Origin of the sequence: Bradyrhizobium sp. HKCCYLRH3097 (genome assembly GCF_051167875.1) — a bacterium.
In the GTDB taxonomy this organism is placed as follows: Bacteria; Pseudomonadota; Alphaproteobacteria; order Rhizobiales; family Xanthobacteraceae; genus Bradyrhizobium.
In genome coordinates this window covers 338114-353872 of the sequence record NZ_JBNPTX010000006.1, presented here as the reverse complement: position 1 = coordinate 353872, position 15759 = coordinate 338114, and the positions used below count along the sequence as shown (strand labels likewise).

The following is a 15759-nucleotide window of genomic DNA, read 5'->3' as shown; positions in this document are numbered from 1 at the left end:
GTGCATTGCGGCTGCGACGGACATATCTTCGTGAGCACCTGCCGGCCGGAAGCGCGAGCACTTGTCATTGAAGCAGCAACAAAAAATGCGACCGGTAAGCTCTGGCGCGTCGCGCATCGTCGACGGCCTGCGAGAAATGCCACTGTCCCTTTGTGCCGGCTGCAGCTATACGAGAGATGACTGTCATTAAACGGTTACAGAATCGACACATGCCCGATTCGAACGCACCGGCGTCGATCCACGGCAGTGGCCATGCGGTCGGCGTGCGGGAGAGTGGTGAGTCGGCGAGCTGCGATCCCGGTGGCGCCGCCGATCGCTTGACTGCGCAGCACCTAGCCGATCACGCGGCCACGCAGGAGGATGCCGCAGCGCTTGGCGTGGAGGTCGCGGCGCCGTCCTTGCCGGATCCGGCGGCCGGCAGCGGCCACGAGATCGAGCTGAAACTCCTCGTCGCGCCCGATCAACTCGCCGGCTTCAACAACGCACCGGTCGTCACCGCGCATGCGCGCAACAAGGGCTCGCGCAAGCATCTGACATCGGTCTACTACGACACGCCGAAGCGCACGCTGTGGAAGAACGGCTTCACCTTGCGGGTGCGCCAGAGCGGCTCGCGCTTCGTGCAGACCGTGAAAGAGCAGCACAGCGACGACCCGCTCAAGCGCGGAGAGTGGGAGGCCAGCGTCAGCTCGCTGGCGCCAGATCCGGTGCTGGCGGCCGCGCTGCTGCCGGAGGAGCTTCGCTCCGCGCTGGCCGAGGCAACGCTCGAGGCGGTGTTCACGGCCGACGTGCATCGTCACGCGCGCATGCTCGACGTGCCCGGCGCGACGATCGAGATCGCGTTCGACAGCGGTGTCATCAAGGCCGGCGAGCACCGTGAGATCGTGAGCGAGATCGAGCTGGAGCTCAAGAGCGGCAACCCCGCCGCCATCTACGAGATCGCACAGCGCATCGCCGATCACGGACCGATCAGACCTTCGATCCGCAGCAAATCCGCGCGCGGTTTCGACCTCGCAGCCGGAGCAGCGCCGGGGGCCGAAAAGCCGCCCAAGCTGCGTCTCGATCCGGCGGTGTCTCTCGACGAGAGCTTCGCCCTCGTCCTGCGCGGCAGCCTGCATCATCTGCTGCAGGCCATGCCTGCGGCAGAGGACGGACGCGATACGGAAGGCGTGCATCAGTTGCGGGTGGCGCTGCGCCGCCTGCGCGCCGCGTTGCACCTGATGCGGCCGCTCGGGACCTCGGCGACGCTCGACGGTCTCGAGGCGGATGCGCGCTGGCTGGCACAGAGCCTCTCGGCGGCGCGCGACCTCGACGTGTTCCTGACCGATACGCTGCCCGAGATCGCCGAGGCCTGCCCCACTGTTGCAGGCTTCGACTCGCTCCGGGCGCTCGCCGAGCGGCGGCGCGATCTCGCCTATCGCACGCTGCGCATCGCGCTTGCCGAGCGCCGCTGCGCCGCTTTCGTGCTCGGCCTCGGCGAATGGATCGAGACCCGCGGCTGGCGCAACGACGTCTCCCCCGACGATCTCCGACGCCTCGCGGCGCCCGCGATCGATTTTGCCGGGCCTGTCCTGTCGGAGCGCCACCAGAAGGTGCTCAAGCGCGGCCGCCGCTTCAAGAAGCTGTCGGCCGAGCGGCGCCACCGGCTGCGTCTCGCGCTGAAGAAGCTGCGCTACAGCATCGACTTCCTGCTGCCGCTCTACGGCGCGAGCAAATCGGCGAAGAAATATGCCAGGACGCTCGCCGGCTTCCAGGAACAGCTTGGCCACTACAACGACATGGCGGTCACCGCCGGCGTGATCGAGACCCTCGGCACCACCTCCACCGAGGCGGCGATCGCGGCCGCCGCGATCACCGGCTGGCAGTCGCATGCCATGGCCGGCGTGGAGGAGCCGTTGCGCGAGGCGTGGCGCGCCTTCACCAAGGCGCCGACGCCATGGCAGGCCGAGGAGGCGTGACGACCGGACGCGGTGACGTCGGTTCATGGACCGCATTGATCTGGTTCAAGGCGTCTGGTCGAGCTGTTTGGGAGCGTGATCTCATGAAGATATCCAGCGTGACGTGTCCCCATTGCCGTGCCGCCTACGAGATCGCGGAATCGACCTCCGCCATTGGCGCTGCCGGGCGGTTCGACTGCGGCGTCTGCGGCACGCCATTGGCGGCGTGGGACGAGCCGAAGCTGCGGGCCTTCCGCCTGGAGGTACCACCCGAGCGCAAATATCCCCGCGTGCCGGCCCCCGCCCCGCTCACCTGACTCCCGTTCCGCAATCCGGAACGCCCGGCGTGGTCCGTCGAGGTGACCGCGCATCCGCGCATGGCGCCATGGCCGGCGGCAACTTGCCTGGCTTTTTTGACCGGGTCATAGTCGGTCACCGCGCGGTGCTGCCGGCTGGCTTGGCCGCATCCACTGCAGCGTCCCGATCCACTTCAGCGAGTCATCCGGTCCTCATGCCCATCCTCAACAGCATCGCCGCGCTCTCCGACGAAATGGCCGCCTGGCGCCACGACTTCCACGAACATCCCGAGCTGCTGTACGAGGTGCATCGCACCGCCGGCATCGTCGCCGACAAGCTGCGCGCATTTGGCTGCGACGAGGTGGTGACGGGCATCGGCCGCACCGGCGTCGTCGGCGTGATCCGCGGCCGCAAGTCCGCCTCCGGCAGGACCATCGGGCTGCGCGCCGACATGGATGCGCTCCCGATCGAGGAAACCTCAGGCGTGCCCTACGCCTCGAAGACACCCGGCCTGATGCATGCCTGCGGCCATGACGGCCACACCGCGATGCTGCTGGGCGCTGCGAAATATCTCGCCGAGACCCGCAATTTCGACGGCACCGCCATCGTCATCTTCCAGCCGGCCGAGGAAGGCGGCGCCGGCGGCAAGGCGATGGTCGATGACGGGCTGATGACGCGCTGGGGCATCCAGGAGGTCTACGGCATGCACAACATGCCGGGCGTGCCCGAAGGCCATTTCGAAATCTCGCCCGGCGCGATGCTGGCCTCGGCTGATGCGATCCACATCAAGGTCACCGGCAAGGGCGGCCATGGCGGCGCCGGCCCGCACCGGGCGGTCGACAGCATCCTGATCGCCTCGCAGATCGTCAACGCGCTGCAGTCGATCGTCGCCCGCAACGTCGATCCGTTGAAGTCGGCGGTGATCTCGGTGTGCTCGATCCATGGCGGCACCACCTTCAACGTGATCCCCGAGACGGTCGAGATGCTGGGCACCGTGCGCACGCTCGATCCGGAGATCCGCGATCTCGTCGAGAGGCGCATCGTCGAGGTCGCCGAGGCCACCGCGCGCGCCTATGGCGGCTCGGCCGAGGCGATCTACGAGCGCAAATATCCGGTGACGATGAATCACCCTGCGCAGGCGGCTTTCGCCGCCGACGTCGCCCGCGACGTCGCCGGCGCTGAGCGTGTCAACGACCGCGCCATTCCGCTGATGGGCGGCGAGGATTTCGCGTTCATGCTGGAGGCGCGTCCGGGCGCCTTCGTGTTCCTCGGCATGGGCCCCGGCAACGAGTGCCACCACCCGGCCTACCGCTTCAACGACAACATCCTCAGCGCCGGCGCATCGTACTGGGTGAAGCTGGTCGAGAAGAGCATGCCGGCGAACTGATCGGAGCGACCGCGCAAGCTCGCAACGAGCGTCATTGCGAGGAGCCGTAGGCGACGAAGCAATCCAGGATCTTCATCGGATCGCCAGTCTGGATTGCTTCGCTCCGCGCTCCGCTCGCAATGACGGGTGTGGCTGACATCGCCGGCCCCACAGGCTCCGTCATCGCGAGCGCCAGCGAAGCGATCCAGGGACGCTATGCACCGATCGGAATGGCTTCGGCTTCCTTCCACGAACAGTTCGCCCCGTATCGAAACATCACGCGCCGCCGCCCGGCTAGGAGAAGCCATTCTCCCGCCCGCGAGGCACCATGCAGAGCCGCTCCGATCTCACGACAGAATTCGCCCTCCTGCTCGTTCTGTCCACCTTGTGGGGCGCCTCATACACCTTCATCAAGATCGGCGTCGAAACCATTCCGCCGCTGACCCTGATCGCCGCGCGCACGCTGATTGCGGGGCTGCTGCTGGCCGCGATCATCCGCAGCCGCGGCCTCGCTTGGCCGCGTGACCGGACGATTTGGCGTCGCTTCGTGATCCAGGCCGGTCTCAACAGCGTCGTGCCATTCACGCTGATCGCCTGGGCCGAGCGCACCGTCGAGGCGGGTCTTGCGACGATCCTCAACGCGACCTCGCCGATCTTCACCTTCCTGCTGACCGCGCTGGTGACGCACCACGAGCCTGTCACCCTGCGCAAGCTGGTCGGCGTCGCCGCCGGACTCGCCGGCACCTGCCTCATCGTCGGCACCGAGGCGCTGGGCGGGCTTGGCCGCGAGCTGTGGGCGCAGATTGCGATCGTCGCCGCCACCATCTGCTATGCCGGTGCGGCGATCATGGGAAAGAGCTTCAAGGGACTCGATCCGATGTTGCCGGCCGCGGGATCGCTGCTGTCGGGCGCCGCGGTGCTGATCCCGCTTGCGCTGGTCGTCGACCATCCGTGGACGCTGGCACCGTCACTGCGCTCGGTGCTGGCGCTGGTCGCGCTCGCGACCGTCTCGACTGCGGCCGCGATGGTGATCTATTTCCGCCTGGTGCAGACGCTCGGCTCGATCGGCGCCACCGCGCAATCCTATCTGCGGGTGCCGATCGGCGTTGCGATCGCCGCGGCCGGGCTCGGCGAGCACCTCGCGCCGACCGCCTGGATCGGCCTCGCCTGTGTCCTCATTGGTGTGATCGCGATGACGCTGCCCGCGCGCAAGAAGCCGACAGGCGATCCGATCCAAGGTTGACCGCACGCACCAGCGCTGCTTTGAACCCAAAGCGGCAACGCTGGATCAATAAAATGCAATGCATCTTCGTTTTGCTTCTTGTCGCGCTGGCAACCACGATTGGTCCGGCCGCGGCCTCGGCCGACATCCCCTACGCGATGTCGGAGCATCCTTCACAAGACGGCCGCTGCAAAGGAGACACCGGCAAGGCCGACCTCGACCGCGACGAGCAGGCCTGCCTCGCTCAGTTGAACGATGTCGTCAGGCGCAACGGCAAGTCGCTGGAAATCACATTCAAGGATGGTTCCACCAGAAGCTACGTGACCCGACTTCCGGATGACCTACCCGGACATGAGGACGACTCGGTCGAGTACAAGCTCGTCAGCTACTTTCCGGAGCACGAACTCCTGCTGATCGAGATCGGCTATTGGGAAGGCGTGCAATGGATGCTGCTGTGGCTCAATCGCGTCATCGAGACCAAGATCCATTCGCCGCCGCACGCCTCGCCAAGCCGCCGCTGGCTGTTTTCGGTCTGCTCCAGCGAAGGTCCCTCCGGCTGCGGCAACGGGATGGAGATCGTTGCCGCGCCGTTCGACCTCAAGCTGGGGGGCTGGTCCTATCTCACCCCTGACGACGACTACACCTTCTACGAGTTCGACGGCTGGGACGGCGACGACCGCGTCAAGCTCATCGCCACCTTCAAGGTCGGCACCGAGATGAAGCCATTCCCGGCCTCTGTCGAACGCAGCAACGGCCGCTGGCAATTGAAGCTGCCAAAACAGCACCGCAAACCGCCACGTCATTAGCAGCCCGTTTCTCTCGCCGTCATTCCGGGGCGGCGCGCAGCGACGAGCCCGGAATCCATAACCACGACTGTGCATGTGGCGAAGACGAGCATACCGGCCAGCTCGCGTCGCACAGCATCCTGTGGCTATGGATTCCGGGCTCGCGCCGCTGCGCGACGCGCCCCGGAATGACGGCGGAGAGAGTGAGGCTAAGAGTGCTGCCCTGCTTCGATGACGCAGTCGCCGACAGCAGCGTGGTCACTCATCCCCCGATCGCGATCGTCACCTTGCCGAGATGCGCGCCGCTCGCCATGTAGTGGAACGCCTCGCGCGCCTCGCTGAACGGAAACACGCGGTCGACCACCGGCTTCACCTGATGCAGCGTCAGCGCGTTCGCCAGCGCCTGGAGATCGTCGACCGAGCCGACCGTGACGCCCTGCAGCCGCTGCTGCTGCATCACCATCAGCGGCAGCCGCAGCTCCGAGGCCGGCGCACCGGCGAGCACGCCGATGAAGGCGATGGTGCCGCCGATCCGGGTGGCGCGGATCGACTCGTTCAAGGTGCCGACGCCGCCGACCTCGACCACGAGATCGACGCCCTGCCCGGTGATCTCGCGCGCCTTCTTGCCCCAATCCGGCACCTGCTTGTAGTTCAGCGTGACATCGGCGCCGAGCGCCGTCAGCCGCGCGATCTTGGCTTCACTCGACGACGTCGCGATCACCCGCGCGCCGGCCATCTTCGCGATCAGCAGCGCAAAGATCGAGACGCCGCCGCTGCCTTGCGTCAGCACGGTGTGGCCGGGCCTGATGCCGCCGAGCTTGATCACCGCGCTCCAGGCGGTGACGCCGGCGCACGGCAATGTCGCGGCCTCGACGTCGGTGAGATGCGCCGGCGTCCGCACCAGCGCGTGCATGGGAAACACCCGATACTCCGTCAACGTGCCGTCGACGGCGCCGCCCAGCGCCGCACGCATCTTCGCTTCGCTCGGCTCGCCGCCGGTCCAGCTCTCGAAGAAGCTGCCGATGACTCGGTCGCCGGTCGCGAATGCTGTGACGCCCTCACCGACCGCCTCGACCACGCCTGCGCCGTCGGACAGCGGCACCAGCGGAAATTTCTGCCGCGAGCCGTAGCCGCCCCTCACCGTGATCAGGTCACGATAGTTGATGCTCGCCGCCGTCAGCCGCACCAGCACCTCGCCCCTCCCCGGCTGCGGCACGGGCTTGTCGACCAGCGCCAGCGCATCGATTCCGCCGGGCCCCTGCAGCTCGTAACATTGCATCCGATGTCTCCCGCCCAAGCGGCGTCGCCGCTTCGTTGTTCTGCCGGGAATGGTGAAGCGTTTCGTGCCGGCGATCAAGCCGAGCCTCGTTCCGCGCGGCGGACAGACAACGCGAACGCAACGCAAATCCGATGGTCGCGGCGCCGCCGGCTCTCAGTCATCGATCAGCGGGATCACGACATGGTTCAGCACATATTCCGTGCCAACCCAGGTAATGGTGAGTGCCAGCAGCAGCAATCCAGCCAGCAGCAGCATGTCGCGCCGTTCCATCGAACACATACGCAGCAACGCCGCTGCGCGTTTCGCATCGCAGCCATGCCACGCGCCGCGAGACATGCGACGCCTGCGAGGAACCGGGCCTTCACATCGCCGCGTCGAACCTGATCCGGCAGACCAGACCTTCGTCGCGATAATCCTGCTCGATGCTGCCGCCGATCGCCGCAAGGCTCGCACGGATCATGCGCGTGCCGAAGCCCTCTTTCCCGGGCGGCTCGATCGGGTGCGGACCGAGCTCGCGCCAGGCCACGCTGCCGCGGCCGCCCTCCTGCGCGATCTGGACCTCGAGTCGTCCACCCTGGCCGCGCAGCGCGCCGTATTTGACGGCGTTGGTCGCAAGTTCGTGGAACACCAGCGCGAGATTACGCACCGCTTCCGGCCCCAACGGCATGTCCGGGCCGTCCACCGTCACGGCGCCGGAGGCGCGATACGGCTGCAGCTCGACGTCGAGCAGCATGCGCAAGGTCATCAGGCGGTGGTCCGACCAGGCGAGACTGTTGGCGCGCGCGACGGCGTCGAGCCGCAGCGCGATCGCTTCCCCTTTGGCGCGATCCTCGCCCGACAGGCTCGATCTGACGATCGCCTGAAACAACGCGAGCTGATTGTTCACGCGATGTCTCAGCTCGCCGAGCAGCAACTCGCGCGCATGCTCGCTGCGCTTCAGCTCCATCAGCGCGCCGCGACAGAGATGCCCGAGCCAGATGATCAGCGCCGCGGTGCTCAGGAATCCGACGAGGTTGATCGCCTCGGCATGATCGGGACGATCGGTGAAGCCGACGAGCACCACGGTGGCAGACAGCCAGGCGGCAAAAATGGCCGCGGGAATGCCGCCGAGCAGCGCGGCGAACACCACCGCAGGGTAGAACGTCGCGTAGGGCAGCGTCGCGCCGGCATAGTCCAGCCCGATCCGGCCCGCGGTCGAAATCGCGACGGCGAGCATGGTGAGCAGAAACGTGGTCGCCGACCACTGTCTGCCCCGAACGATCCAATCTGAGAAACTCCGACCCGCGCGCACGATTGACCCCGAGCGCAAGGTCTATCGCCGGACGCCTGCAGGAACAAGCTGAAGCAACTGCCGCATGGGCGCAAAAATTTTAGGAACTTTTGCCGCGCCGTTGCGTTTGACGGCCCTGTTGCGCCAGACGGAACGCATCATGCCGCGTGGTGGGAGAAGCGACCGCTGCGCCGCCACCGGCAAGCGTGACTACATGGCCCCTGCGCCCCCAGCGCCTCTGCTCGACACCATCAGTGCTACTCCGCGTCGCGTCGGCGCAGCACGAATGCTGGACGTTGCATGATGAGCTCGTCGCCGGCTGCGCCGATGAACTGAAAGACAACGGTATCGGAACGCTGCACGCGAGAGAGCTTGTATCCGGCGCCTCTTGCTGCGCTAACCCTAGCGGCTTGCCGCTGAGCGCCGCAGCGTCGATCATGGCGGTCATGACGACGAAATCGCGCGAGAGACTCTACGGTGCCGGCATCCGCATCGCGCAGGAGCAGGCCGCGCGCGCGCGCAAGGAAGCGGATCGTCTGGCCTGCGACGCCTGGAACAAGCGGATGCTCGGCTACAAGGGACCGGCGCAGCCGTCGCCGCTGCTCGGCGACGCGCTCAACGCGGGCTATTACTATCTCGAAGTGCGCTGCCTCGGCTGCGACACCAATCAGACCGTTGCGCTCGACATCATCAGGCGCGCCAAGACGACGCCAATCCATGAACTCGAGCGCTACATGCGCTGCCAGGACTGCTCGCGGCTGCGCGGTCGTCCCTACAAGCGCAGCGCGCTGGTGGCATTGCGCGCGACCAAGATCTCGGCCGCGCATCCGGCCTCGACATGGTGGCCCGGTGAACGATAGACAGTCGAATGCCGAGCGTCGCGTCATCTCGCATCCCCATAGAGGTACTCCGATCAGGCGCTGACGGCGCCGCTCGAAAAAATGCATGGACACCCGGAACAATCATGACGATCCGTTGTTTCGAAAACTTGCCGGCGCGGCAGGGAAGCGGAACATGTCAGAGTTGATGACCCAGCCGGACAAGCTGCGGGCCGACGCAGCGGAATGCGCCCTCATTCGTGATCTCGCCACCGACCGCGACAAGCGCGAGCTGTTCGCGCGCCTGGCCGAGCATCTGAGCATGCTCGCCGCCGAGGTCGAGCACGCGGCGCGCGCACGGGATGGGCACGCAGAGAATGCGAGCCTGCGCTGAACCGCGACGCTCGCCGGACGAACTGCGCCGATTGCGCTCCGCTGCTGTTGCGGTGCTCGCCACACAATCGCGCACCTCCCATTCGCTATAGATCGGGATGATCCGCGATCGATTCGCGCAGCGAGCGATCACGCCCCTCTCAGCGCCACAGGTGCCGATCTTGCGACGTCTCCTCCCCCGTCTCGCCTGCCTCGTTCTGCCGCTTCTCCTCGCTTTCCCCGCCACAGCCGCTGAGCTCGTCGGCCGCGTCAGCATCGTCGATGGCGACACGCTGGACATTCACGGCGAACGGATTCGCCTGTGGGGCATCGACGCGCCCGAAAGCGCGCAGCTCTGCCGCGGCCGCGACCGCAAGCCATATCGCTGCGGCGCGCTGGCCGCCAACACGCTGGACGCGTTCACGCGCAGCAAGGTTCTGCGCTGCCTGCCGGTCGATGGCGATCGCTACGGCCGCATCGTCGCGCGTTGCGCCGCCGGCGCGACGGATCTCGGCCAGTTCATGGTGTCGCGCGGGCTTGCGGTCGAGGAGCCGCAATATTCGCGCGGCGTTTACACCGCCGATCAGCGCGCCGCCCGCCGCGCCGGCCGCGGCATCTGGTCGGGCCGCTTCATCGCGCCGCCGCTCTATCGGAGCTGCATGCATGCCGGCGGTACGACGTCGGTGTGCTCGGACGGCGGGATCGGCTGGCGGTGAGCGCCGCCGCATGACGACGTCGCCTTCCACCACACCCGACACAACACCTCAATTGCCACGCGTTGGCCTCTGGCTGTACGGTCGCGCATCGCAGAGATCAGGGCTGGATGAGGACGATGACGGAGACAAAGACGCGCGTGGCGATCCTGTTCGGCGGGCGCTCGGCGGAGCACGACGTCTCGCGGGCCTCGGCGGCCAACATCGTCCGCTCGCTCGATGCCGGTCGCTACGCCGTCACGCTGATCGGCATCACCACCGACGGACGCTGGGTGCTCGCCGACGCTGCGAATGACGGCACGGGCGCGGCGCTGACCGTACCCGCTGACGGCCCGCAGATCGTGCTGCTGCCGGCCGGCCAGGGCCGCGCGCTGGTCATCGGCGACGGCGCCCCGCGCGAGCTCGCCTTCGACGTCGTGTTTCCGGTGCTGCACGGTCCGAACGGCGAGGACGGCACCGTGCAGGGCGCGCTGGAGCTCGCCGATGTCGCCTATGTCGGCGGCCGCGTGATGGGATCGGCGGCGGCGATGGACAAGGACGTCGCCAAGCGCCTGCTGCGCGATGCCGGCCTGCCGATCGTGCCGTTCGTCACCATGACGGAAGCGTCGCCTGTGACCTATGCGGCGGCGGTCGACGCCGTCGGGTCATCCGAGCTGTTCGTCAAGCCGGCCAATCTCGGCTCCTCCGTCGGCATCTCCAAGGCGCGCAGTGCCGAGGAGTTCGAAGCCGCCTGCCGCCTGGCGCTGCGCTTCGACCTGAAGATCCTGATCGAGCGCTGCATCAGCCCGGTGCGCGAGATCGAATGCGCGGTGCTGGAGCATGCCGACGGCGAGGTCGCCGCCTCCGAGCTCGGCGAGATCGTGCCCGCCGACAGCCACGGCTTCTATTCCTATGAGGCCAAATACACCGATGCCAAGGGCGCCTCGCTGCACGTCCCGGCGCAGGTCGAACCCGCTCTCGCCGCGCGCATCCGCAAAATGGCCACCGAGGTGTTCGGCGTGCTCTGCTGCGAGAGTCTCGCGCGCGTCGACTTCTTCGTCCGCGGCGAGGAGGTCTACGTCAACGAGGTGAACACCCTGCCGGGCTTCACCAACATCAGCATGTACCCGAAGATGTGGGAGGCCACCGGCCTGCCCCAGCCGGCGCTGATGGACAGCCTGGTCGCACACGCGCTGGCGCGCCATGCCCGGCTCAGGCAACTGGCGTCGCAGCGCTGAGGAACGCGTCTGCGGCCGCCGCAGGTCAGCGCGGCGCCACCTTGACGCCGGCGGCGACCCGGTCACTGGGATAGATGATCACGACATCGCCGCTGGCGACGCCGTCGGCCACGGCGGCGAACCGGCCCGAGCGCCGGATGAGCCGGACGGTGCGCAACTCGGCGCGCCCATCCTTCAGCGCGAACACCGACCAGTCGTCACCGCGCTTGAACAGCGCGCCGGTCGGAACGATGGTCGCATCCTCCTGCGTGAAGACGACGATCTGCGCATCGAGCTGATAGGCATCGCCGAGCCGCTGCCATTGCTCGGCCGGCGAGACGATGTCGATCAGCACGTTGACCCGCTGCTCCTCGACGCCGAGCGTGGAGATCTTCGTGAAGGCCGCCGGCTCGACCCGGCGAACCCGGCCCGACAGGCGGCCTGCCCCGCCCCAGCGATCGATCGTGACCTCGGCGCCGGGACGGATCTCGACCGCGTCGGTGCTCAGCACGTCGATGACCACTTCGAGATCACGGGGATCGCCGAGCTCGAGCAGCGCCGCGCCTGGCTGCACCGTCGTCTCGCTTTCCTGGATCACTTTCAGCACCAGCCCGCCGACCGGCGCGGTCACGCTCCAGCTATCCGCCGGCGCATCGGCATCGGTCTTGCTCCCGTAGCGCGCCAGCATCGCCCTGAGCTGGCTGAGCTCGTGCTCGGCGGCATGGTCGGCATATTCGGCGGCGCGCAGGTCACGTTCGGCAATCCGCATCGCGAGCTCGGCGCGCTCCCGGGCCTGCGCCGTCGCGGCTCCGCTGGCGGCCAGCGCCGTGGTACGCGCCAGATCGGCGCTCGCCTGTGCGCTCTGCGCCTGCGCTCGGGCCACTACCTCCTTGGCGCGCTCGACATTGGCCTCGGCCGCACCGAGCAGCTCCTCGACCTCGCGGCGGGCCCGCGGATCGAGCAGCGGCGCCGGCGCCGGCATGATTGTGGCGACCACGTCGTCGGCCTTGACCTGGTCGCCGGCCTTGAAGCGGATGCGGCCGAGACGGCCGGCGAGCGGCGCGGCCACGACGTAGCGCTGGCGCACCCGCGTCTTGCCGTCGTCCTCGACGGTGGCAACGAACCGCCCTTTCGTCACCGCGGCCGTCTCCACCGGGACGGGGCCGGGCATCAGCATCCAGGCGATGACGGCGGCCGCCGCCAGAACGCTCGATACGATGACGACGCGGCGCAAAACGGGTGGCATGCTCATTCCCTGGTCTTGAGGGCCGCGACCAGATCGAGCTGATCCACCCTCCTGCGGACGATGATGGCGCTGATCGCGGCGCTGGCCAAGACCACCGCTGTCGCGATCAGGTAGGTCTGCGGCGCGATCACGCCCGGGATCTGGAAGCTCTCGCTGGAATGCAGGCGCGCGATCAGCCCGATGATGGCGTGCGACAGCCACAGGCCGAGCGGAATCCCGACCGCGATGTCCAGCGCGAACTCGCCGAACAGGATGCCCGCGACCTCGCCGCGAGTGAAGCCCAGCACCCGCAGGCTCGCGAGCTCCCAGGCGCGCTCCTGCAGGCTGATGCGGGCGCTGTTGTAGACCACGCCCACGGTGATGATCGCGGCGAAGCCGGTGAGGATGCCGGCGGTGACGAACACGAGGCCCGCGATCTTCTCGATGAAGGATGCGAGGGTGTAGGCCTTCATCGTCACGGATTCGATTTTCGGCATGCTCTTGAACCTCGCGCCGAGCGCAACCAGCGCCGCCGGCTCGACCTGGAGGCTCGCCGCCGAGATCACCGCGCCTTCGCCGGTGAAGCGGTTGAGCGTGTCGATGTCCATGTAGGACGCCATGCCGATCGCCTCGTCGACGATGGCGCTCACCGGCAGGTCGCGCCGCCGGCGGTGGCCTTCCATCGCCTCCACCGTCACGACCTGCCCTGCGCTCAGCGCCAGGCGCTCGGCAAGGCGTCGGGTCAGCGTGATGCCATCGGGCGCCGCGACGATCGGACGACGCGCGGAATCGTGCGGTCGCCGCAGCTCGTCGGTGGCCGCCAGTCCGATCACCGAGGTGAGGTAGCTTTGGTGCCCGGCGCGCAGGCGCACCGGAACGATGCGCTGGCCCTCGATCGCGAGCACACCAGGCTGGCGCGCCAGGTCACGCAGGATCGCGCGGTCCATCGGATGGATGAAAGTGATCGTGGCGTTGCCGCGCTCGACCAGATTGAACTGCAGCTCGATCATCTCGCCGATGGCGTCGCGCCAGAAGATCCCGAGCACCATCATCGGCACCGCGAAGGCGATGCCGACGATGGTGAACAGCGAACGGAACGGCCGCCCAGCGACGTTGCGCAGCATCATCATCCGCCGCGCGCCGAACGCCGTGCCGGGCAGGATGCGCTCGATCCAGGAGCGGCGGAACCCCAGCGGCATCGCGGGCCGCATCGCCTCCGCCGGCGCAAGGCCGACGACCTCCTGAAGCGCCGTGACGACACCGAGGGCGCCCGCCGCGACGCTGATCGCGACACCGGCCACCGCCGCCCATGGCGCCAGCCGAAACGGCAGCTCCGGAAGACGGAAGAACCCCTGATAGCTCGCGATCATGGCATGGCCGAAGCCGACGCCGCCGGCGATGCCGAGCACCGATCCGATCAGCACGATGACCAGCATCAGCTTGAGATAGTGGAAGGTGAGCCGCAGCGTCGGAAAGCCGAGCGCCTTCAGCGCCGCGATCTGCTCGCGCTGCGCGGCGACCAGCCGCCCGAGCGCGCCGTTGAGCAGGAACGTGGCGACACCGAAGAAGATGATGGGGATGGTGATCGACATCACCTTCTGCTGGTTCAGCTCGTCCTCGAGAAAGCGGTTCGACGGCTGATCCCGCCGCGCGATCGCGCCGATCGAGCCATAGGGCTCGAGCAGCCGGTCGAGCTCCTCGATCACGGGCTTGGGATCGACACCCGGAGCGAGCGCGACCACGGCATCGTTGAACGCCCCTTTCATGTCGAAGGCGGCCTCGGCCGCGCTCCGGTCGACCCACAGGATGGCGTAGAGGCGATCGTCGGGGATCGGCAATCCCGGCTTCACCGCGTAGACATATTCCGGCGACAACGCGATGCCGGAAACCCGGAAGCCCTGCACGCGGCCATTGAGCAGCACGCGGATGTCGTCACCCGGACTGACGCCATTGGCCTCGGCAAACGCCTCGTTGACCGCGGCGCTGCGGGCGGCACCCGGCTCGGGCGCGGCGCCGCGGCGCAGATGCAACCGCGCCAGGGGCTCGTCGCCGGCATGGGTCAGCGACACCAGGCGGGCCGAGACCGGTTGCGAGACGGCCGGCCAATCGACGATGACCTCGCGCACGATGCGCGGCTCGACCGCGACCACGCCAGGAATGGAATTGAGCCGCGGCACCAGCGCGAGCGGCGCCCGCTTCAGCGTGACGAAGATCTGCGGAAACCGGCCGTCGGCATAGAACTGCTCGCAGCCGCCGCGCAGGGACAAATAGGTCGAGACCGAGCCGACGAACACGGCGACACCGGCCGCCACCAGCAGCGCGATCGTGACCACCTGTCCGCGCATCGCGCCGACGTCGCGCCACAGCTTGCGGTCCAGCAGGCTCACCAGCGCACCTCATCGGCCGAGAGGCGCCGCGCATTGCGCGTCTCGCCGACGATGCGCCCGCCGCCGAGCCGGAGCACGCGATCGGCCATGCCGGCGATCGCCGCATTGTGCGTGATGATGATGGTGGTCGTCCCGAGCTGCGCGTTGGCGCGGGCGATCGCGGCGAGCACGACCTTTCCCGTCTCATAGTCCAGCGCGCCGGTCGGCTCGTCGCACAACAGCACGTCGGGCGCCTTGACCATGGCGCGGGCCACCGCGACGCGCTGCTGCTCGCCGCCGGACAGTTGCGAGGGAAAGTGGTCGATCCGCCGCTCGAGGCCGACGAGCTTGAGCACCTCGAGCGGATCGAGCGGCTTGTCGGCGATCTCGGTGACCAGCGCGACGTTCTCGAGGACCGTCAGACTCGGGATCAGGTTGTAGAACTGAAACACGAAGCCGACATGCTCGCGCCGGTAGCGCGTCAGCTCGGCATCGCCGGCGCCAACCAGTTGATGATCGCGCCATTGCGCTTCGCCCGACGTCGGGCTGTCCAGTCCGCCGAGGATGTTGAGCAGGGTCGACTTGCCCGATCCCGACGGCCCGAGCAGCACCACGAGCTCCCCCTCGTAGATGTCGAGGTCGACATCGCGCAGCGCATGCACCTCGACCTCGCCCATCCGATAGGTCTTCGAGAGCTTGCGCGCGCGGAACACCGGGGCGGCGCCGGGCCGATCAGAAGGCGCGGCGGGGCCCCCGTCGTTGGTGACGGCCGAACTCATCGGGCTGCGGTTCCTGCACCAAAGGCCCGCATCGAACGTGCGAGACGTCTCACGCCTGAATCCTCGACATCGGATGACATCCCCGACCATCGGTCGGCAGCGATCGTCATCCGTTGATGCATGTCAAGCGGGCCACA

General features: G+C 67.8%; 14 protein-coding genes. 9 read left to right on the top strand and 5 right to left on the bottom strand.

The window, feature by feature from the left end; translation table 11 throughout:
• Nucleotides 1–209: 209 nt before the first annotated feature.
• From ACQR0U_RS17570 to ACQR0U_RS17550, 5 genes are all read left to right on the top strand, one after another.
• Nucleotides 210–1955: a CHAD domain-containing protein gene (locus ACQR0U_RS17570; RefSeq protein WP_316194585.1), complete on the top strand. Its 1746-nt coding sequence runs from the start codon at nt 210–212 to the stop codon at nt 1953–1955.
• Between the two features lie 83 nt (nt 1956–2038).
• Complete coding sequence (locus ACQR0U_RS17565) at nt 2039–2251, top strand: MJ0042-type zinc finger domain-containing protein (RefSeq protein ID WP_315749332.1); 213 nt, start codon at nt 2039–2041, stop codon at nt 2249–2251.
• A 194-nt stretch (nt 2252–2445) separates the two neighbouring features.
• A complete protein-coding gene (locus ACQR0U_RS17560; RefSeq protein WP_315714803.1) occupies nt 2446–3618 on the top strand; it encodes a M20 aminoacylase family protein in 1173 nt (390 codons plus the stop codon).
• Between the two features lie 307 nt (nt 3619–3925).
• The gene (locus ACQR0U_RS17555; protein ID WP_434843507.1) at nt 3926–4840 is read left to right on the top strand and encodes a DMT family transporter; all 915 of its coding nucleotides are present in this window, start codon (nt 3926–3928) and stop codon (nt 4838–4840) included.
• Between the two features lie 53 nt (nt 4841–4893).
• The gene (locus ACQR0U_RS17550) at nt 4894–5625 is read left to right on the top strand and encodes a hypothetical protein (protein WP_434843508.1); all 732 of its coding nucleotides are present in this window, start codon (nt 4894–4896) and stop codon (nt 5623–5625) included.
• Between the two features lie 241 nt (nt 5626–5866).
• On the opposite strand, the gene ACQR0U_RS17545 is transcribed toward ACQR0U_RS17550, so the two are convergent.
• Both ACQR0U_RS17545 and ACQR0U_RS17540 read right to left on the bottom strand, forming a co-directional pair.
• Nucleotides 5867–6883 (bottom strand): zinc-dependent alcohol dehydrogenase family protein, encoded by a 1017-nt coding sequence (locus tag ACQR0U_RS17545; protein ID WP_315749326.1) that lies wholly within the window; start codon nt 6881–6883, stop codon nt 5867–5869.
• 361 nt (nt 6884–7244) lie between these two features.
• The gene (locus ACQR0U_RS17540; protein ID WP_315714808.1) at nt 7245–8099 is read right to left on the bottom strand and encodes an HWE histidine kinase domain-containing protein; all 855 of its coding nucleotides are present in this window, start codon (nt 8097–8099) and stop codon (nt 7245–7247) included.
• A 500-nt stretch (nt 8100–8599) separates the two neighbouring features.
• On the opposite strand from ACQR0U_RS17540, the gene ACQR0U_RS17535 reads away from it, so the two are divergent.
• The 4 genes from ACQR0U_RS17535 (at nt 8600) to ACQR0U_RS17520 (ending at nt 11273) form a co-directional block, all read left to right on the top strand.
• Nucleotides 8600–9013: a hypothetical protein gene (locus tag ACQR0U_RS17535; RefSeq protein ID WP_316164436.1), complete on the top strand. Its 414-nt coding sequence runs from the start codon at nt 8600–8602 to the stop codon at nt 9011–9013.
• 166 nt (nt 9014–9179) lie between these two features.
• Nucleotides 9180–9365: a hypothetical protein gene (locus ACQR0U_RS17530; protein WP_315714985.1), complete on the top strand. Its 186-nt coding sequence runs from the start codon at nt 9180–9182 to the stop codon at nt 9363–9365.
• A gap of 157 nt (nt 9366–9522) precedes the next feature.
• Nucleotides 9523–10059, top strand: coding sequence for a thermonuclease family protein (locus ACQR0U_RS17525; protein ID WP_315714986.1), 537 nt, complete (start codon nt 9523–9525; stop codon nt 10057–10059).
• Nucleotides 10060–10175: 116 nt separating this feature from the next.
• Nucleotides 10176–11273 (top strand): D-alanine--D-alanine ligase family protein, encoded by a 1098-nt coding sequence (locus ACQR0U_RS17520; RefSeq protein ID WP_316170309.1) that lies wholly within the window; start codon nt 10176–10178, stop codon nt 11271–11273.
• A 25-nt stretch (nt 11274–11298) separates the two neighbouring features.
• Here ACQR0U_RS17520 and ACQR0U_RS17515 read toward each other — a convergent pair whose 3' ends face one another.
• From ACQR0U_RS17515 to ACQR0U_RS17505, 3 genes are read right to left on the bottom strand one after another with little or no spacing between them, the layout of a single operon-like run.
• Nucleotides 11299–12498, bottom strand: coding sequence for an efflux RND transporter periplasmic adaptor subunit (locus tag ACQR0U_RS17515; protein WP_316202224.1), 1200 nt, complete (start codon nt 12496–12498; stop codon nt 11299–11301).
• Nucleotides 12499–12500: 2 nt separating this feature from the next.
• Nucleotides 12501–14867: an ABC transporter permease gene (locus ACQR0U_RS17510; RefSeq protein ID WP_316202319.1), complete on the bottom strand. Its 2367-nt coding sequence runs from the start codon at nt 14865–14867 to the stop codon at nt 12501–12503.
• Complete coding sequence (locus ACQR0U_RS17505) at nt 14861–15622, bottom strand: ABC transporter ATP-binding protein (RefSeq protein ID WP_315714812.1); 762 nt, start codon at nt 15620–15622, stop codon at nt 14861–14863. Before ACQR0U_RS17505 ends, ACQR0U_RS17510 begins: the two co-directional genes overlap by 7 nt.
• Between the last annotated feature and the right edge of the window lie 137 nt (nt 15623–15759).